Raw genomic sequence first — 20172 nt, forward strand, 5'->3', positions numbered from 1 at the left:
CTCCATAAGAACAGTATAATCGAAGTGCGAATTTCCTCCAAACAACAAGCAAGGGGAACTTTTTTGTCTTATGTTGAGCGGCAAAAAAACGACGGCTGCCAATGAAACGGCAACCATCGTTTTGCATTTATCCATTTTTTATCTTTTTATTACTCGGTAATTGGCGTATTTTCAAAAACCAGCTGTTCGTTCAATAATTCAATCGTGACTTGGGTCTTTGGTAAGACTCTGCCAGCAACGATTTCTTTTGCCAATGGGGTTTCGACTTCTCTCGTGATAAACCGACGGAGAGGTCGCGCACCATATGCTGGCTCATAAGCATTTTCAGCGATCCAGCGTTTGGCTTCTTCAGTGATCGTCAACAGTATATCTTGGACTTCCAGTCGTTGTGACAGCTGTGCGATGATCTTGTCGACGATGCCTGTCACATCGTTTAGACTAAGCGGTGTGAACAAAATCGTGTCGTCGATCCGATTTAAGAATTCTGGTTTAAAATGCCCTCTCAAGAGATTACGGACATTTTCAGCAACGTTTTCTGGGATCGTCCCTTCTGCGGTCACGCCATCTAGCAAGACTTGAGAGCCGATATTGCTAGTCATGATCAAGACTGTATTTTTGAAATCAACGACTCGCCCTTTTGAATCTGTCAAACGGCCATCATCAAGCACTTGTAATAAGATATTGAAAACATCAGGATGGGCTTTTTCGATCTCATCCAATAAGACGATCGTGTATGGATTGCGTCGAACAGCTTCAGTCAATTGGCCACCTTCTTCAAACCCTACATAGCCTGGAGGGGCACCGACTAAGCGAGACACCGAATGTTTTTCCATGTATTCGCTCATATCGATCCGAACCATATGCTCTTCTGAATCAAAGAGATTGACCGCCAACGCTTTCGCTAATTCGGTCTTACCGACGCCGGTCGGACCTAAGAACAAGAAGGAACCTAATGGTCGATTTGGATCTTGCAGGCCAGCTCGTGAACGAATGACGGCATCACTGACGGCATCGACGGCTTCGTCTTGTCCGATCACTCGTTGATGCAAGGTCTCATTTAATTTCAACAGTTTTTCCCGTTCGCCTTCCACTAATTTCGCAACAGGAATCCCTGTCAAACGTCCAACGACTAGGGCAATCTCATTTTCGGTCACTGATTCTTGGACCATCCGAATGCCTTCATCTTGATTTTTTTCTTCCAGTTCAGCTAGTTCTTTTTCCAGTTGTGGAATCGTCCCATGACGAAGAACAGCTGCCCGTTCCAAATCATAGTTATTTTCAGCATCTTCCAACTCATGCTTGGCTTTATCGATCTCTGCCCGTTTGTTGGAAACTGCATTGACTTCTTCTTTTTCCGTTTCCCACTGCATTTTCATGGTATTGACTTCTTCACGCAATTCCGCCAATTCTTCTTGTAAAATGCCTAAGCGTTTTTTCGATGCATCATCGGATTCCTTTTTCAATGCGGCTTCTTCGATCTCAAGTTGCATCAAACGACGGGTAACTTGGTCGAGCTCAGTAGGCATCGAATTCATTTCCACCCGAATCGTGGCACTTGCTTCATCGATCAAATCGATGGCTTTGTCTGGTAAAAAGCGGTCCGTGATATAACGGTCAGATAAGGTAGCCGCTGCAACAAGCGCGTTGTCATGGATGTTGACGCCATGATGGATCTCGAACCGTTCTTTCAGCCCACGTAAAATTGAGATCGTATCTTGAACGGTTGGTTCCTGTACCAGCACTTTTTGGAAACGACGTTCCAAAGCTTTATCCTTTTCCATGTATTGACGGTATTCATCAAGGGTGGTTGCGCCAATCGTATGCAATTCTCCCCGTGCCAGCATTGGTTTCAGTAAGTTTCCAGCATCCATGCTGCCTTCCGTCTTACCAGCACCTACAATATTGTGGATCTCATCAATAAAGAGAATGATGCGTCCATCGGCTTTTTTCACTTCTTGTAAGACAGCTTTCAAACGCTCTTCAAATTCACCTCTGAATTTAGCACCTGCGATCAAGGCACCCATATCCAGAGAAAAGATCGTTTTGTCTTTTAGGTTTTCTGGGACGTCTTTTCGCACGATCCTTTGTGCCAATCCTTCAACGATGGCTGTTTTACCAACTCCTGGTTCACCAATCAAAACGGGATTGTTTTTTGTCTTCCGAGAAAGGATGCGAATCACATCGCGAATTTCTTCGTCTCGTCCGATAATTGGGTCCATTTTTCCGCTGCGGACTTGTTGCACCAGGTCAACGCCGTATTTTTCTAAAGCTTTGTATTGTTCTTCTTGATTTTGTGAGGTCACACGATCCCCTCCTCTTAATGTTTCGATCGTTTGCTTGATTTCTTTCGCGCTGATTCCTTGTTTCTTTAAATACACCGTCAATGGATGATTTTTCAATTTCATCAACGCATAAAGGACGATTTCTGTGGAAAGATACTCGTCTTGAAATTCATTTTTTAATTGATCTGCCTCAGACAAAAGATGAAACAGATTTTGACTCATGGATTGACCATAACGAACATTTCCTCCTTCAACCGAAGGCAGTTCATCTAATAGTCGGTCGACTTCCTTTTCAAAAGCATCGACATCGAGACCTGTGTCCGTGTAAAAATTGCGGCCGAATTGATTGGCTTGCAATAAAATCTTCCATAAATGCGGAATATCAATTTCTTGATGGTGACGGGTCATGGCAATCTGCTGGGCTTCAGCGATAGCACTTTGTAATGTAGTCGTCATTTTTTCTGGGTTCATACTTTTCCCTCCCAAAATGGTAGTCAGAAAAAAGTACGCTGCAAGCAGTATCCTTTTTTCTACTCTTCTATTATACAACGTTGGTCAGTAATGGTCAAAAGTTTTCCCTCGAACATCAAGATTTTTTTCAGTATTCTTTCATGAAAATTGACAGATGGGAAGCAGCAATGGTATGCTAGGTCCTGATTGGTCAGGAACAATCGATTTTCCTGATCGTTTTGATCGCTTTTTGGCGATTTTTATTCAGTAAGATTATCTACTTAGCTGTAACGTCTACTGTTTACAGCTTTTTTATATGGAGGAAATGATGTTAACATTAACGAATATTAGCCAACAATTTGGCGACAAATTGCTTTACGAAGACGTTTCCGTTCAAATCAACCGTGGTGAAAAAGTCGGGTTGATTGGACGGAACGGCGCTGGCAAAAGTACTTTAATCAAAATCATTACAGGAGAAATTCTCCCCGATGATGGCTTCGTCCAATTTCCGAAAAATTTGAAAATGGGCTATTTGGATCAATACGTCAATGTTGATGAAACGCAATCGATCCGTGATTTTTTGCGCTCTGCCTTTGCAGAAGACTTCGAAAAAGAGCAACAGATTGCCGATCTTTATACTTCTTATGGCGAAAGCCTCGACGATAAGCTTTTAGAAAAAGCGGGCGAATTGCAAAATCAATTGGATCAAGGAAATTTCTACCAAATGGATACATTGATCGATGATCTAGCAGAAGGGTTAGGTATTTCGGTTCTCGGAATGGATACCCCCCTCGCTTCTTTAAGTGGTGGTCAACGCTCAAAACTGATCTTGGCAAAAATGCTGCTAGAAAAACCCGACATGCTGATTTTAGATGAACCGACCAACCACTTAGATGATGAGCACATCAAATGGCTAGTTGAGTTTTTACAGGACTTTACTGGTACCTATTTAGTCGTTTCTCATGATCGTCAATTCCTTAACGAAATCACGACCCATATCATTGATATCGAATTTGGCAAGCTTTCTAAGTATACGGGGAATTTAGACAAAGCATTAAAACTAAAAACGCTGCAAAATGAAAGCTATATGAAGCAATACGAAGCACAACAAGAGCATATCAAGAAAACCGAAAGCTATATTCGTAAATACAAAGCTGGTTCTCGTTCAACGATGGCAAAGAGTCGTGAAAAGCAGTTGGCAAAAATTGATCGTTTGACCCCACCGCAAGATGTCCCTAAACCCCATTTAGGATTTGATTTGGCACCAATCGTTACCACCTTGGCCTTGGAAACCACCAATCTAGTCATTGGATACGACCAAAAGCCCTTACTCTCCCCGATCAACCTAACGATCCGCTATGGCGAAAAAATTGCTATACGGGGATTTAATGGGATCGGTAAATCAACATTGATCAAAACGATTCTTGGTGTGATCCCAGCAATTGAAGGGGCCGTTTCTTACCCACAGCATACAAAATTCAATTACTTTTCTCAAGACCTTAACTGGGAATATCCATTGCAGACCCCTCTTCAATACCTTGAGGATCTTTTTCCGAAGGCCACCAACAAAGAATTGCGACGGCAACTTTCTCGGGCAGGTTTACCTAGCCAATTAGCCCAGGAAGAATTGAAGCTATTAAGTGGTGGTGAACAGACAAAAGTCAAACTAGCCGAAATGATGTTGAGTAAAAGCAACTTCTTGATTCTTGATGAACCGACCAACCATATCGATCAAGATACGAAAAACAATTTGGAAGAAACCCTGGCGGCCTTTCCTGGAACAGTTTTGATTGTTTCCCATGAAGGCGAGTTTTATGAATCCTTTGTTGATCGAATCATTGATTTGAAAGACTAAAAAAAACACGCTTATCCTCTATTCGAAGATAAGCGTGTTTTTAACTTTCCACTTTTTCTTTTCTTAATTCAGTCAACTCTTGGCTAATATCTTTGCGTTTTTCTTTCATTACATAAGCAAAACCAATTATGAAGGGCCAAATGAATGTTGCTAAACGGTACAGTAGCATGGAAGACGCAGCATCGACCGTGCCAACTAATGGACCAAAAAGCAGCATATAAATAAATTCAAATGATCCGATCCCTGCCGGTGTTGGAATCACCCCGGACAAGACGACGGCAAAACTGATGAAGGATAACGTCAACAAGAAATCGATCTCTGGATGCTGCACAACAAGAATCACATAAGGAATCACATACCAAGGCAGCATCTTCAAAAGATTCCACAAATAGATGCGCAAGAAAGCGGTGCGGTCGGTAATAATCGCATTGACTGTTTCTCGTAAAGAATAAATTTGGGTGTTGCATTTGTCAACCAATCCTCTTAATGTCGCACTTTTGAACAGCTTATTGCTGACGATCACGAAAAAGACTTGGATGTTGATGCTGACCGAAAGTGCTAACAAAGCGGCAATGATCAAAAAAACGAGTACGATCCCCGCTAAAATTACCCAAATCATATTGGGTGCATTGTCATAGAATAGCGAAAATTGAATGATCAACCCAGCGATTGCATAAGTCAATATGGCGAACTTATACATCACCATGTGTAAGGTGGTGACCCCAACGCCCTGTGACAACTGCAAGCCATTTTTACGGTAAAAATTCACCTCTGAGATTAAGGTGCCTGCCCCAAACGTCACAATCCGATAAAAACCACTGTAACAGACGGTCAGAAACCCCGCCTTGGTTGTGAATTCCGGTTGGAAAGTCACGGCAATCTCTTTGACTGTTCGTCCTTCTATCACTAGGTACAATGTGCCAAGCCCCATAACCAGTAAGACGACGAGAAAGCTGGTCTCTCTTAGCCCCGCCAAAATATCCATCATCGAGTTACGGACAAAAAAATACATCACACCCAGAATCCCTACTAGTAAAAGTAAATTAAGGGCGAACTTCACTTTAATTTTCATATTAACTCCTTGCTTGTTATACCGAATTTATGCAAAAAAGACCATCAGCAGGATAGCAAAAACGGTGCCAAAAGCAAAAAAGAGGTGAAACTTCTTCTTTCTTGTTTTGTGGCGAAATACGCGTTGCGCAATTAAACCGCCTAATCCTCCGCCAATCGCCCCCATAAAAAGGAGATTTGCTTCGGGAACCCGCCAACCTTGTTTCACTGCCTGATATTTATCATACCCCATCAGACAGAAAAGATAAAGATTGACTGCAATTAAATAAAACCACAATGGATTGTAAATCAGTGCATTCATCCATTTCCTCCATATGATTGATCGTAGGGATCATTATTTTGATTCTTGTGCTTCTTCAGGTACCAGCATCGTCAAACCATGTTTGATAACTTTCATCTCAATCGGTAGATCATCCGTTGGGTCGCCATCGGTTCGAGTATGAACCGTTTTTTCTTTGGCCTTTATTGAGACCTTTGCGGCAGTGAAATATTCAACACTTGGCACTTTGGCAATTCTACCACGAATAATTCTTGGTAAATACAAAATAAATCGTAAAATATTCAGTTTTGGCAAAAGAATGATATGAAACAATCCGTCATCAGGCTTTGCTTCTTCATCGAAGTTCTTAAACCCACCTGCTGAATTCGACATGACGATCGTCAGTAATTGAGTTTTCCCCTGCCATTTCCGTTCGTCAGCAATGACTTCTAATTTGTATTGTTTCTTTTTGATCAACAGATGAATGAACCGTTTCATAAACGCTAACGGCCCATATTGCTGTTTTTCTTCTTGGGAAGTGGCTGCGGCGGTATCTGCCAGAAGACCAATGGTCATGGTCGAGATCATGACTTGATCATTGACCGTCCCGTAGTCGATCGATCGCTCAACCCCCGTTAAGATCGTCTCGAAGGCCTCTTCGGGCTTCACCGGTATCCCCAACATTCTGGCAAAATTATTTACGGTTCCACCAGGAATGATGCCGACCTTCAACTCATCTAACTTTTCTTTAAAGGTTTGCAATCCATGATGGATCGTCCCATCTCCACCAATGATCACAATCGTATCGACTGCGTGTTTTTCGGCAGCCTCTCGAACGTCTTTGGGATCCACGTCTGGATTTGAGGCCTGCAAGAACGCTTGATGCTCTTCGCCTTGTTCTTTCACATAGGCTTGTAATTTTTCTGCTGTTTCTTTTGCTTCACTTTTCCCCGCTGTATCATTGTATAAAACGAGAATTTTCATCCTATTCACATCCTAAAAAGGCCGGGTCTTACGCAAGACCTGCGTGAAGAGTTCCCAGCCCAAGAGTTTTTCATTTATTCCAACAAATCAAAAATCAACGTTTATGCTTGAGCATTCAGTTCGGCGATTTTCACAATCACATCGGTCGCTTTCATCATTGATTGTAGTGAGACGAACTCATAACGTCCGTGCATATTTTCTCCACCAGCAAAGATATTCGGTGTTGGAATCCCTAAATAGGAGATTTTCGAGCCATCGGTTCCACCACGAACAGGTTCTGTGATCGGAGTGATTCCCACTGCTTCCATCGCATCTTTTGCTAGATCAATGATACTCATATCTTTTTCGATGATTTCTTTCATGTTGTAGTATTGATCATATAGATGAACGTGTACTCTCGGTTCATCAAAGCGGGCATTCAAGCTTTCTTGAACCGCTAGTAATTGTGCTTTTCTTTCTTCAAAACGGGTCCGGTCATGGTCTCGAATAATGTATGCCATTTTCGCTTCTTCTACTGAGCCGCTGAGACTCATCAAATGGAAGAATCCTTCTGTCCCTTCGGTTTTCTCAGGAACTTCATCAGCCGGTAGCGCATTTTGAAAATCGACTGCTAGTTGCAAAGCGTTGATCATGGTGTCTTTAGCAGTTCCTGGGTGGACATTTTTTCCTTGGATCGTAATTTCAGCTTGCGCCGCATTAAAGGTCTCGTATTGCAATTCTCCTACTGGACCGCCATCCATTGTATACGCAAAATCAACATTGAAATCTTCAACATCGAATTTATCTGCACCAACCCCAATTTCTTCATCAGGGCCAAATGCGACTTTGATTTCCCCATGTTTGATCGTTGGGTTTTTAAGTAAAATTTCCATGGCTGTCATGATTTCTGCAATACCTGACTTATCATCAGAACCTAATAAAGTAGTACCATCAGTAGTGATCAAGGTTTCCCCAGCATAATTTTTTAAATTCGGAAAATCTTTTGTGTTTAATGTGTATTTTCCTTCTTTATCTAATTTAATGGTTGATTCGCCATCGTAATTTTCGATGATCTGCGGATCAACATTCTCTGCATTAAAATCGGCGGTATCCATATGGGCGATAAAACCGATGGAGCGTACGTCATGATCCACGTTACTTGGTAATGTTGCGATCACAAAACCATTTGATTCATTGTAATGAACATCGCTTAATCCTAATTCTTCAAGTTCTTTTTGCAGTTCTTTGGCAAACGCGACCTGTGTTTGGGTAGAAGGTGTTGTCGTGCTTGTCGCATCAGAGCGAGTTTCTATTTTTACATAATTCAAAAAGCGAGGCAATAAATTTTCGTACATAAAAGATTCTCCTATCTATAGTCAAATGGATTTGTTGAAGTGGTGGAAGGAACAAAGGTCACAGCCCAGTTCTCTTCTGCTTTCCACTGGTTGAATTTCTCAATAAACCGAGGAATACATTCCTTTTCGATGTTGTGCCCTGGATCGATCCCAATCAACCCATTGGCTTGCATGTCATGGGCGAAATGGTAACTGATATCGCCAGTGATGTACACATCCGCTTGATGGCGTAAGGCATCCGAATAAAACGATTGGCCACTGCCGCCGCAAATGGCGATTCGCTGAATTTTTTCAGGTGCACCAGGAAAGCTGACGAGGCGTAAAGCAGTCAAACCAAAGCGCTCTTTGACACGTTCGACAAACTGATCAAGGGAAAGAGGCTCAGCGAGGTTGCCAACCCGTCCGATTCCATAGGTTTTCGGCAAATTGTCTAAGGCATACAGATCATGAGCTGGCTCTTCGTAAGGATGAGCAGCGATCATTGCCGAAAGCACTTTATTCTCGATCGTTTCTGGAAAAATGACTTCGATCTTCGCTTCTTGCACCTGTTCTTCTTTTCCGATCTCACCAATGGCAGGATGTGCCGCTTGCTGTGGCGTAAAGCGACCGGTACCAATCAAGGAATAGCTGGTATTTTGGTAATTACCTTGCTGACCAGCACCTGCTTTACCTAATGCCTTTCGTAACGCTGGTGCCGATTCAACAGGGGTAAAAACAGCTAGCTTCTTCATTTTTACTTGATGGGTTTGCTTCAAATACGTGTCGGGTTCAACTTCTAATAGTTCACAAAACCAATCGTTCAAACCATCTTCAATAATATCCATATTGGTGTGGGCGGCGTAAACGGCAATATCATGCTTGACGAGATCCATTAGCATCTTTTGTTGTGGATCATCTGTCAGCAAGCGGTTCAAAGGCCGAAAGATCGGTGGGTGTTTGGCAATGATCAAGTCGATCTTTTTCTCGATGGCTTCTGCAACCACTTCTGGACGTACATCAAGAGTCATCATGACTCGCTCGAGCGGTTTGTTTAATGTGCCAACATGTAGACCAACAGGATCGCCTTCTTCTGCCAACCACAAAGGGCAGTATGCTTCAAAGCGTTTGATAAATTCTTGACCAGAAATCATGCCAACACCTCCTTGATCCATTCGATCTGATCCTTTAATTCATTGATTTTTTCAGCAGGTGGTTCTTTGGCTTTCTCTAACTCTTTAATGACGCGTTGTCGTTGCTTTAATTCATGTTGCCATTTTTTAAGGAAAACTGGATTTTTTTCTTTTAATAAAAAAGGACCAAAAAATAATTGCTGGGACGTATACGTCGTTTTTCCAGTTTCCGCAACGATAATTTCATAGTTTTTGTCGTTTTCTTCTAAAAGTACTTCATGAATGATTATAAAGTTGTTGCTAACGAGCCATTCTCGCAAAGTCCGTTCCCCAACATTCGGTTGTAAGACCAAGCGTTTGACTCCCGCTAAGCGATTTTTCCGGCTACCTTCTTCTAAAATCGAACGTATCAGTGTGCCGCCCATTCCAGCAATGACAACGGTGTCGATGTTGTCTTCAGGTTGAATCGCGTCCAGTCCATCTGCCAAGCGAACCACGATTTTATCAGCTAACCCGTTCTTACGCACTTGTTTGCTGGCAGAATCATAAGGTCCTTGAACAACTTCTCCAGCTACAGCATAAGAGATTTTGTTCTGCAGCATCAATGCAACAGGCAAGTAAGCATGGTCGGAACCGATGTCGGCGAAACGTGCTTGGTCGGGAATTTGTTCGCCCACGCAAGCCAAACGATCCGATAATGCATGTTCGTTCATATTGTCACTCCTTCTTTTGTAGTATAACACGCTTTCCATAAATAGAAAAAAATGTGCGTCTTGACTGTGGTGCCATTGCCAAGGCGCACATTGCATTAATCGTTCACTAATTCAACCTTTTGAATCGAGTTACCGGGAATTTGCGGTGGGATCGACATCGTCATGATCGGTATGCCTTGCAACGTCACCTGGACGGTAGCACCTTCCGTCAATTCCTCCAGATCTCCTGAATAAGCCTCGACTGGGACATGTAGGATGACCCCATCATTTTGAAAACTTTGGACGACTTGATCGTCATCTTCCACTGCCGCCACCTCTTTCAAAAAGAGTGAAAAGGTATCATCCGATCCTGCTATCGCATCTTCTTGGATAACACCAGTAAAAATTGCGGCTGTTTCCGTTTCTGATGTACTATTTGATACGGAACTGGTCTGCTCGCTAGTTTCAGAAGTTCCAGTCTCCCCATTTGCAGCGCTGTTTCCCTGATTGCCGCAAGCTGTTAAAAGCAGCATTGCTGCAAAGGATAATCCTATTATTACCTGTTTTGTCATCATCTTCTTCCTCCAGTAATAGTCAGTTATTGGCCATCATTTCGTCGGTTTTTACCAGTCATTTGAATTTCTTGTGTCAAATAACGGATACGTTCCATAATGCGCTTGGCTTTTAATGGTTCGGATTCACCTCGTTGCGTCACCGAAAGATGCTGTTCCAACTCATGCATAGTAAAATTCGAAGTAAAGAAGGTCGGCAGTTGTTCTTGCATGCGGTATTGCAATATGACACCGAAGACTTCGTCGCGAATCCAGCTGCTCATCGCATCAGCACCGATATCGTCCATCATTAAGATTGGGGCTTTTTTCACTGCGTTCAGCTTATCCCCCACCTGATCTTTGCCGATTGCTTGCTTCATCTCTACTGCAAATGTCGGGAAGTGAACCAATGTCGTCGTGTAGCCTGCCTCCGCTAAATCTCTGGCGATCGCGCCAAGCAGATAGGTTTTTCCGATCCCAAAACTTCCCACAAAGTAAAGGCCTTTATGAAACTCCTGTGGATTGGCTGTCAACTCACTAATAAAATCAACGGCAGCTGCGATGGCCTCCATTCGGCCAGGCGTTTGCTGATAATCTGCAAAACTTGCTTCTTGTATATCTTTAGGCATATCCATCGCTTTGATGCGACTGCGAATTTCTTCTTGTTTTTGATATGCCAGTAGTTCTTTCGTTGGTACATAGGTGACGTCAATAAAATGAAAATTTAATGCTAAGCGCGGCTCATAGCCCGGTGCGATCATGGATGGATCATTGATGCGGAATTTCCGCTTTTCTTGGACGAACTCATACAGTTTCGCATAGCTTTTTTGAATATCTGCTTCGGTCAATACCTCTTCATTTTCGGCAATAAACGCTTTGACATCAGGATCTTGTAAAACCTCTGCCATCATTGCTGAAAACTGATCACGGTAATTGCGTTTATCCAATAGTTTTCCTAAGTTTTTCCCTACATCTTCCATTACTTGTCACCAGCTTTCTTATGCAAGTAGTTTTGCAGTTTTTTATCTAATTCTGCTTGTCGCTCTGGTGTTAAGGCTGTCTCTTTCACTGGTTTTTCAGCCCAAGAAGGCAGCTTTTCTTCGCGAATGATTTTTTTGCCGCTAGTTTGTGGTCGGCTGCGTTTTTCCTTGGCACTTCGAACAAGGCTCCGAACATGTTTGATGGCATCTTCTGCCGTGCCGATTTTTAATTCTGACCATTGGGCGGCGATATTGTTCACATAATTCCCTGACAAAGCGGCATTGTTTTGGACCACCAAGACATAATGAACCAGAACATTGATCACACTATTAGGCAATGGTGACCGTTCGACAAGGCTCTTGATCAGCCATTGTTCTGAATCCGTCATGAAACTGTTTTTCTCCGCTTTGATCGCCTTTAGAAAAGCGATCGGTGCATTGTTCTCACTTTCTTGAATCAATAATACATCATTTTCTGAAAAACCATTCTGTTTTAAGGTATTGAAGCGGCGCAACTGACTTTCCGCTTGGGGATCTTCTCTTTTTGATGTTTTCGTGAATGTTTGTCGTGATTTCTTCATGATGGCTTGTTCCAGCTTTTTCTGGTCGACCTCGCCTGTTGTCAAAGAAACATTGTCCGCCATCAAATCCAACAGTTCCAACACATCATAGCCATATAAAGAATGGTATAGAACTAACTTTTGTCGAAAACTTGGCGTGAAATTAGCGGCACGGATATACCGACGCTGCGCTTCATATAAAAGAAAGTCCCAATCCAACTGCTTTTCGTCAAGCACCAAGTTCGCATTGGTTTCTTGAAAAGAATCACTGACTGCCTGTAACGTTTCTTCATGGGAAGCAAAACGTGCGGTATTTAACCCATAGGCGGCTGAGAAGGATTGAGTCACTTCCTGATAATCGGTCAAGGAACACTGCTTTGGCTGATACAGCTTGACCAGCTGATTAAATTTACGCTCTCCGACTCTTTCCAACAACAGATAGGCATACAATTCATCTTGAAAAAACGCTGCTGGATGGACCGGTTCTTGCAACCAATACAGATAGGAGGATCCGTTTTGCAAATCTGCTTTTTCATATGATTTCAGCAAGCCGATACCTTCTAGGTTTTGCTTGGCTTTTATGAAGCGAGGCATTCCGACATTCATGGCATTCAAGATATCTAGATGCACGGTCGTCATCGACTCCTCGCCAGAAATGCTTTGGGCTTGGACATCGCTTGCTAGTGTCAAATACAACGCTAAAGCATCACTTTCAATAATTGGTTGATACAAATAAATGAGGGCGTCTTTCCCTTCCGTTGTAAGTGGACGGCTTTTGAACACTTTGTACGATTGATTCGGTAAACTATTGCCCACTTGTTGTCCCCCTCTATTCTTGTGGTTCTTTCGCTTTTTCGACGATGTCTTGTAGTTCTTTTAAGAAAACTGACATGTCTTTAAACTGGCGGTATACACTGGCAAAACGGATATAAGCGATCTCGTCTAAATCAACTAGATCTTCCATCACATACTCACCAATTTGTGTCGTAGATATTTCATTTTCACCAAGAGCACGGACACGACTTTCCACATGATCGACGATTGTTTCCATCTGATCCATTGTCACTGGTCGTTTTTCAGCAGAACGAATCAAGCCCCGTAAAATTTTTTCTCGGTTGAATTCTTCACGGGCACCATTTTTCTTGATCACAAGCAAGGGTGCCTCTTCAATACGTTCAAATGTTGTAAAGCGATAGCCGCAATTTTCGCACTCACGACGACGGCGAATCACACGTCCATCATCGGCTTGTCGACTATCAACTACCCTCGAATTGTTATGATGACATTTTGGACATTGCATAGTTCCACCTCATTTTCTCTCTTATGCGCTTACGTTTTCACGTAAAGTCATCGGTTTCTATGATTAATTATAACATGAAATCCATTGGTACAATAGCCAAAGTGGTTTATTCTGTTCATTTAATACAAAATTTAAATAATGCTATAACTGTTGTTTTTTTCAATGAGAAAAAACGGCAGAAAGATTTCTGCCGTTTCATTTCGTTATTTATCTTTCATTTGCAGCAAAGAAACAAAATCATGCAAATTTGCTGGCTGTTCCAACTGCTGATTGCACCTTTGGCTATCACGGCAAATATAATTCCCGCGTTTCGTATATGTTCCATCGCCGTTGCTCTTGGTCAAAGAAAGAAACATCGACACATTTCCTTCATGCTGGCACAAGGGACAGATCCCTTTTTTGACCTCGGTTGACACATGACCGTGAAGTCCTGTAAATCCCTGCTCAGTGGCTATGATCATAAACTTGCTTTGACTACCGATATCATCCCAAGCAAGATAAGTGGTCTCTTTTAAATCAACGGAAGCAAAATCAGGTATTTTCAGTTTTTTTACTTTCCGAAACATTTTTTCAATTTGTTTTGTTGTCGGCACCTGAAAGGGTCGGACGTACTCTTTGAGTTCTGTTAACAGCTCATTGCTGCGACTGATCGTCATCCCGTGTTGAAAGAAAGCAGCTAAAATTTCACGTGGTGCTGTTTCTTCTTCAGGAAAAAAATGTTCTATGGCGTCTTTGGTCATCGTTTCAACCGTTTTGATCGTTCGAGGATCATTCACCGATTGATAGGTTCGAACTAATTGGTATACTTGATGTTTAATTGAATGAAATTGGTAAGGTTCGATCATAAAAAGCCTTCTTTCTAATTTTCCGTTTCCTATTGCGGCTGTTCTACTTTCTTGACAGTCGTACACAATGCATAAATAAGCATTTGATGACCACCTCCCAATTTCTTTGCTTCTCTCTATGCGATCTTAATGGATTATAATGAGATGTTGAGCAATTGTCAACTGAGCAGTAGTCTCTTGACTCTTCATCCACTCTGGTTAACAAAAAAATGCCTCGTCTAGAAGACGAAGGCATCCGTGTTCAGTTATAATTTATCTTCAATTCCAGTATAATGCTTCAGCTGGTCTGCATCTCGACGATCGGCAGAAGAAATTTTATTGGCATCAGGATTTTCAGCTCGCAACAATTCTTCACTGCTGACATTTTCTGGGGTAGTTCGATCATTGCGGGCATCGCGCTCGTCATTTTGATCTTCTAATTCATTGACTCTTTTTTGATCGTGCTCTTTCTTGATCTGACCTTCGTGTGCTTGTTCTTTCCCAGAATGGGCAAGTTCTTCATTATTGGTCCACTCACCGATTTTTTCTTTAGCCTTGCCAACGATCACATCTTTTTCGTCTTTAAAAGTACCCATAGTTATCATCCCTCCTGTATAGTTTCATCATAACAAGCATTCTGAATTCTGACAAAAGATATGAATGCGATACCAAACAGTCAGCAAAATGTTTTTCTTTATGCTATAATATGAGCGATTATTTTCTGAATATTCTTACAACTGGAGGTGAAGAACCTGTTTAAGGTTCGACAATAGATGACAATCCTCGATTTCCAACAGGTTTCATTCGTTCGCGACAAGAACTATTTATTAAAAGCGATCAATTGGCAAGTGAAAAAAAATGAGCATTGGGTGATTTTAGGTCTGAATGGTGCTGGCAAAAGTTTATTACTCCAAATGATCACGGGAAGTTTATGGCCTTCTTCTGGTCAACGAACGGTCTTAGGTGAGCGTTACGGAAAAACGTCTGTGCCCGATCTTCAACGGCGCATTGGTTGGGTCAGTTCAGCGCTGCAAAGCAAGTTTTATGGTCGCGATCTTGCCGAAGAGATCGTTTTTTCGGGGCTTTATTCCAGTATTGGTCTTTATGAGTCCTATGAAGAAGAGCAGCTGATCCAAGCAAAAGCGCTTTTGACTGACTTAGGTTTGTCGCATTTGATCCATCGTTCCTATCACGTCCTTTCTCAAGGGGAAAAACAATTTGTCATGATCGCACGGGCCATGATGGCACAACCAGAGATCCTGATTTTGGACGAACCTTGTACGGGCCTTGATCTATTTGCGCGAGAAGAACTGCTAACCCGTCTGGAGGCTTTTTCACAACTGCCGAATACGCCGACTCTTCTTTACGTTACCCATCATACAGAAGAGCTACTACCGATTTTCACTCATTTGCTGATGTTAAAAAACGGCAAAGTCCACGCCGCTGGTCAACGAGAGACGATTTTTACTGAGGAGGTTCTCACCTCTTTTTATGATCAGCCGATCGTTCTTCACCCCTTTTCCAGCAATCGCGTGATCGTGACCCCAAAATAAATCAGGGCTGGTACTTTGATATTTAACCATTCATAAACGATCGTCTTACTTTCCAAACCAAACAGTTTCCGACATGTTTCAGCGCCAGTTGTTTTTAGAAATGATAGGGCTAGGTTTGCTATTGAAAGATAAAATAGCAGGTTCCCTTTTACTGAAGGGAACCTGCTGTCTTATCTATTTGTTTAAGGATGCTAACCAATCATCGATCTGCTGATTGAGTTGGGCGATCGTTCCTTGATTATCAAAGACAATATCGGCCCGTTGTTTCTTTTTCTCAATTGAAAGCTGACTGTCGATTCGTTGTTGCGCGTCTTGCTCATTCAATTGATTACGTGCCATCAACCGCTCTTTTTGAATCGCTTCTGGCACATAAACGACTGCGGTTTGATCCATGTATTGGTCGTAGTCGGCTTCATAAAGCAAAGGAATGTCAACGATCAACAAGGGCACTTCCTGTTTTTTTTCTTCGATCTGAGACAAAATCTCTTGTCGAATAAAAGGAGATAACGTCTGATTCAGCATGCGGCGTTTTTCTGGATCGTTAAAAATCAAAGCACCGAGGGTTTGTCGATCTAGGTGCCCATCATCGGTCAAAATCTGCGGACCAAAGGCTTGCGTCACCGCCTGCAAGCCCTCCGTATTCGGTTCAACGACTTCTCTTGCGATGATATCGGCATCAATAATCGGTAAACCCAGTGATCGAAAATGCGCGACTGCAGTACTTTTTCCAGTGGCGATTCCCCCAGTGACGCCTAAAACAAAACTCATTTGTTGGACCTCACATGCAGTTTTTGACACTGAGGACAAAAATGCGTCCCCCGTTGGGCAACTTTGATCTTGACGATTGGTGTGCCACATCGGCCACAAGGATTGCCTGTCTGGCCATAGACATTTAATGACATTTGGAATTTCCCGGCTTCTCCTAGTGCATTGAGATAGGTCCGAATGGTAGTTCCGCCTGCTTCAACAGCTCGCTCTAAGACATCGATGATTGCTTCATGCAGCACATCTACTTCAGTTGGCATTAATGAATCCGCTGGTTGCTCTGGATGGATTTTTGCTTGCCACAGCGCCTCATCTACATAAATATTGCCCAAACCAGTAACGAGCTTTTGGTCAAGCAATAACGGTTTGATGGCTTTTTTCGAACGCTTCAATCCTTGTTCAAATGCTTCTAATAAAAACAATTCAGGCTTAGGTTCAGGACCTAATTGCATGATCCCTTTATAGGCTGCGCTTTGGTCTTTATCCACTAAGGTCATACGACCAAATTTTCTTACATCATGGTAATTTAACTGACTGCCATCTGTAAAATGGAAAATGACATGTGTATGTTTATCGACAATCGGGTCTGACTCAAAATACTCGTACTTGCCTTCCATTCGTAGATGAGAGATCAGATCATAATCTGTCAATTTAAAAATCAAAAATTTTCCACGTCGTTCAAATTTTTCAAAACGTTGCCCTTTCAACAGTGCCGAAAAGATCGGCACTTCAGGACTTTCGATGATTCGCGGCCAAAGGATCTCGACCGATTCGATCGTTTTATTTAAAACAAGTTTTTCAAGTCCTTTGCGGACCGTTTCAACTTCTGGTAATTCCGGCACCTCTGTTCACCTCATTTATTTTGCATCGTACCATGTTTTGCCCCAATTGCTGTCTGTCAGTAAAGGGACATGCAATGCAACGGCTTGCTCCATCACTTCTTTCACTAAAGCGTCAAGACGAGGCAATTCAGATTCAGGTACTTCAAAGACTAGTTCATCGTGTACTTGCAGCAGCATCGTTGCTGCTAATTTTTCTTCTTTCAAACGTTTCGCCAAATCGATCATGGCAATTTTTAAGATATCCGCCGCACTGCCTTGAACCGGTGTATTGATGGCGGTTCTTTCGGCAAAAGTTCGAATATTGAAATTGCGAGAATTGATATCAGGTAGGTAACGACGGCGATGATACAAGGTTTCAACGTACCCTTTGTCCTTCGCCTCACGAACCACATCCTCCATATACGTTTTCACACCAGGATATTTTTCAAAATACGTATCGATGTATTGTTGGGCGGCTTTTCTGGTGATTCCTAGATTCTGTGATAATCCATAATCAGAAATCCCATAAACGATACCGAAGTTGACCGCTTTGGCTTGACGACGCATATTTGGTGTCACATCTTCTGCTTTTTCGATACCAAAGACTCGCATCGCTGTACTTGAGTGGATATCCTGACCTTCGATAAAGGCTTCTTTCAAATGGGTATCATCTGAAATATGTGCCAACACCCGTAATTCGATTTGAGAGTAGTCCGAGGAATAGATAACCCAATCAGTTTCTCGTGGCACAAAGGCTTCGCGGATCTTTCGACCTTCTTCTAAACGAATCGGAATGTTTTGTAAGTTTGGATCGACAGAACTTAAACGACCAGTTTGGGTCAAGGTTTGTACATATCGCGTATGGACTTTGCCATCTCCTTGGATCACTTTTAATAAGCCTTCTACATAGGTTGATTGGATCTTAGCGATTTGACGATAAGTCAAAATGTCTTCAACGATTGGTGCTTGCTCTTTTAGTTGTTCTAACACATCGACTGCTGTCGAATAGCCAGTTTTGGTTTTTTTGATAACTGGTAAGCCCATTTTTTCAAATAAAATCACACCTAATTGTTTCGGCGAGTTTAAGTTGAAGGTTTCTCCAGCTTCGGCGTAGATTTTTTCTTCAATTTCATGCAACCGTTGTGCAAATTCGCCCTTCATCTGATGCAAGCGAGACGCATCAACTTTGATGCCGGTAATCTCCATCTCAGCTAAAATCATTGATAAAGGCAATTCCATTTCTTCAAAGAGCGCTGTTTGATTCTTCGCTGCCAATTCTTCCGTAAGTTTTGGGGTTAGGTTTGTAATCGCCGCTACTTTACGGGCTAAATGAGCAAAGAAGTCTTCCTCATCCGCCGGCAGCCCTTTTTTCGCTCCTTTTCCATAAATCGCTTCATCCGATTGGATCGCATCATAGCCATAGTGAGCGGCAACACCTGCGATGTCATTATTCGTATCATTCGTGTCTAAAAGATAAGCTGCCAATAAAACATCAAAAGCGATTCCTTTTGGTGCTGTCGTGTACCGGTTTAACGCCACGTACGTGCGTTTGGCATCATAGACGAATTTTTTACGTTTCTCGTCTTTTAACCAATCGGTAAAGGCTGGACTTTCAAACAATTCTTCACGATTGCTGACATAAATTTTTTCTTGATTGCCCCAAGCAACACCGACAATGTCTTCCAAATGATAGTTATCCCCCATCATCTCGACATACAATGCTGTGTCTCCCTGGAACATATCTTCCGTTACTTCTTCAACGACCGAAAACAAAATGTCTTCCATCTCAACTGGTTCAGCTGTAATTTGCAGCTTATCTAAGAAGCTATTAAAGTTCATTTCTTGGTAGAATGGCACTAACTTCTCTAAATCTTTGCCTTCATATTTCAGTTTGTCAACATCGACCTCAATGGGCGCATCCACATCAATGGTTGCTAATTGTTTTGAAAGAAAGGCGATCTCACGATCATTGATCAAGTTTTCTTTCATCTTGCTTTTTTTCATTTCATCGATGTGTTCATAGATCCCCTCAACAGAGCCATATTCTTTCAATAGCTTGATGGCTGTCTTCTCACCAATTTTGGTGACGCCGGGAATATTATCGGAAGCATCGCCAGCTAGTCCTTTCATGTCGATGATTTGTAAGGGCGTTAGGCCGTCATATTTTTCAGCCACATGAGCGGGCGTATAACTTTCAATTTCGCTAACGCCTTTGACCGTAATGTCAACTTTCACGTGCTCCGTTGCCAGCTGGGTCAAATCGCGATCGCCAGATAAAACGACGACATCAAATAGCTCTTTATCGACTTTATTTGCCAATGTGCCAATGATATCATCGGCTTCATAGTTATCTAATTCGTAGTATTGAACACCTAACGCGTTGATCAATTCGCGAATGTAAGGCATTTGTTCTTTAAATTCCCCAGGGGTTTTTGAACGCCCACCTTTATAATCTTCATACATCGCTGTCCTGAAGGTGGTTTTTCCAGCATCAAAAGCCACTAAAACATGTGTTGGCTGTTCTTTTGCCATCACATTTTCAAACATAGTATGAAACGCATAGATGGCATTTGTGTGCAGCCCGTTGGCATTTTTAAACCGTTCTAATGAATTATGCAACGCAAAAAACGCGCGAAAAGCCACACTATTCCCATCAACGAGTAGTAATTTATTTTTTGGCATTTGATTACTCCTTTTCTCAAAAAGTTCCTCTTTATTCTATCAAAGAACGGGCACAAAAGCGATGAATTGCTTTGTTTTCTCTCTCATTTTATACAAAAAA

The 20172-nt window shown here is 42.2% G+C and carries 18 protein-coding genes; 2 read left to right on the forward strand and 16 right to left on the reverse strand.

Translation table 11 applies throughout. The features are described 5' to 3' along the window. Window positions 1-149: 149 nt before the first annotated feature. Window positions 150-2753 carry an ATP-dependent chaperone ClpB gene (gene clpB, locus IGJ26_RS08695; protein ID WP_042890726.1) on the reverse strand — a complete coding sequence of 868 codons (2604 nt, stop codon included), beginning with the start codon at window positions 2751-2753 and terminating at the stop codon, window positions 150-152. 307 nt (window positions 2754-3060) lie between these two features. Here clpB and IGJ26_RS08700 point away from each other — a divergent pair, with 307 nt between their 5' ends. Next, on the forward strand, window positions 3061-4587 hold the full coding sequence (locus IGJ26_RS08700) for an ABC-F family ATP-binding cassette domain-containing protein (protein ID WP_086372995.1): 1527 nt from the start codon (window positions 3061-3063) through the stop codon (window positions 4585-4587). Between the two features lie 40 nt (window positions 4588-4627). Here the strand turns inward: IGJ26_RS08700 and IGJ26_RS08705 are convergent, their stop codons facing one another. The 12 genes from IGJ26_RS08705 to IGJ26_RS08760 form a co-directional block, all read right to left on the reverse strand. Further along, window positions 4628-5659 (reverse strand): lysylphosphatidylglycerol synthase transmembrane domain-containing protein, encoded by a 1032-nt coding sequence (locus IGJ26_RS08705; RefSeq protein WP_061054207.1) that lies wholly within the window; start codon window positions 5657-5659, stop codon window positions 4628-4630. A 27-nt stretch (window positions 5660-5686) separates the two neighbouring features. Then, window positions 5687-5959: a DUF1294 domain-containing protein gene (locus IGJ26_RS08710; RefSeq protein WP_005235800.1), complete on the reverse strand. Its 273-nt coding sequence runs from the start codon at window positions 5957-5959 to the stop codon at window positions 5687-5689. A 33-nt stretch (window positions 5960-5992) separates the two neighbouring features. Next, window positions 5993-6901 carry a diacylglycerol/lipid kinase family protein gene (locus tag IGJ26_RS08715; protein WP_430599542.1) on the reverse strand — a complete coding sequence of 303 codons (909 nt, stop codon included), beginning with the start codon at window positions 6899-6901 and terminating at the stop codon, window positions 5993-5995. Window positions 6902-7002: 101 nt separating this feature from the next. After that, entirely contained in the window at window positions 7003-8235 is a 1233-nt protein-coding gene (gene pepT, locus IGJ26_RS08720) for a peptidase T (RefSeq protein WP_005235798.1), read from the reverse strand. Window positions 8236-8246: 11 nt separating this feature from the next. Next, window positions 8247-9365, reverse strand: coding sequence for a Nif3-like dinuclear metal center hexameric protein (locus IGJ26_RS08725; RefSeq protein ID WP_429976680.1), 1119 nt, complete (start codon window positions 9363-9365; stop codon window positions 8247-8249). Then, on the reverse strand, window positions 9362-10057 hold the full coding sequence (locus IGJ26_RS08730) for a tRNA (adenine(22)-N(1))-methyltransferase (RefSeq protein WP_008380063.1): 696 nt from the start codon (window positions 10055-10057) through the stop codon (window positions 9362-9364). Before IGJ26_RS08730 ends, IGJ26_RS08725 begins: the two co-directional genes overlap by 4 nt. Before the next feature lie 95 nt (window positions 10058-10152). Then, a complete protein-coding gene (locus tag IGJ26_RS08735) occupies window positions 10153-10611 on the reverse strand; it encodes a hypothetical protein (protein ID WP_008380064.1) in 459 nt (152 codons plus the stop codon). 23 nt (window positions 10612-10634) lie between these two features. Next, complete coding sequence (gene dnaI / locus IGJ26_RS08740) at window positions 10635-11567, reverse strand: primosomal protein DnaI (protein WP_008380067.1); 933 nt, start codon at window positions 11565-11567, stop codon at window positions 10635-10637. Further along, window positions 11567-12943 carry a replication initiation and membrane attachment family protein gene (locus IGJ26_RS08745; protein WP_430599545.1) on the reverse strand — a complete coding sequence of 459 codons (1377 nt, stop codon included), beginning with the start codon at window positions 12941-12943 and terminating at the stop codon, window positions 11567-11569. Before IGJ26_RS08745 ends, dnaI begins: the two co-directional genes overlap by 1 nt. Before the next feature lie 13 nt (window positions 12944-12956). Next, window positions 12957-13427 carry a transcriptional regulator NrdR gene (gene nrdR, locus IGJ26_RS08750; protein ID WP_005226004.1) on the reverse strand — a complete coding sequence of 157 codons (471 nt, stop codon included), beginning with the start codon at window positions 13425-13427 and terminating at the stop codon, window positions 12957-12959. Window positions 13428-13630: 203 nt separating this feature from the next. Next, a complete protein-coding gene (locus tag IGJ26_RS08755; protein WP_008380069.1) occupies window positions 13631-14272 on the reverse strand; it encodes a FusB/FusC family EF-G-binding protein in 642 nt (213 codons plus the stop codon). Between the two features lie 245 nt (window positions 14273-14517). Next, the gene (locus IGJ26_RS08760) at window positions 14518-14847 is read right to left on the reverse strand and encodes a hypothetical protein (RefSeq protein WP_008380072.1); all 330 of its coding nucleotides are present in this window, start codon (window positions 14845-14847) and stop codon (window positions 14518-14520) included. Window positions 14848-15024: 177 nt separating this feature from the next. Here IGJ26_RS08760 and IGJ26_RS08765 point away from each other — a divergent pair, with 177 nt between their 5' ends. After that, window positions 15025-15804, forward strand: coding sequence for an ABC transporter ATP-binding protein (locus IGJ26_RS08765; RefSeq protein ID WP_430599546.1), 780 nt, complete (start codon window positions 15025-15027; stop codon window positions 15802-15804). Between the two features lie 174 nt (window positions 15805-15978). On the opposite strand, the gene coaE is transcribed toward IGJ26_RS08765, so the two are convergent. From coaE to polA, 3 genes are read right to left on the reverse strand one after another with little or no spacing between them, the layout of a single operon-like run. Next, a complete protein-coding gene (gene coaE, locus IGJ26_RS08770; protein WP_005235783.1) occupies window positions 15979-16572 on the reverse strand; it encodes a dephospho-CoA kinase in 594 nt (197 codons plus the stop codon). Beyond that, a complete protein-coding gene (mutM, locus tag IGJ26_RS08775) occupies window positions 16569-17411 on the reverse strand; it encodes a DNA-formamidopyrimidine glycosylase (protein WP_016620072.1) in 843 nt (280 codons plus the stop codon). The genes coaE and mutM overlap by 4 nt, the downstream gene beginning before the upstream one ends. A gap of 15 nt (window positions 17412-17426) precedes the next feature. Then, on the reverse strand, window positions 17427-20072 hold the full coding sequence (gene polA, locus IGJ26_RS08780) for a DNA polymerase I (protein WP_430599547.1): 2646 nt from the start codon (window positions 20070-20072) through the stop codon (window positions 17427-17429). Window positions 20073-20172: the final 100 nt, after the last annotated feature.

This window comes from Enterococcus sp. AZ095a (assembly GCF_050546735.1).
GTDB classification, from domain to species: domain Bacteria; phylum Bacillota; class Bacilli; order Lactobacillales; family Enterococcaceae; genus Enterococcus_D; species Enterococcus_D entomosocium.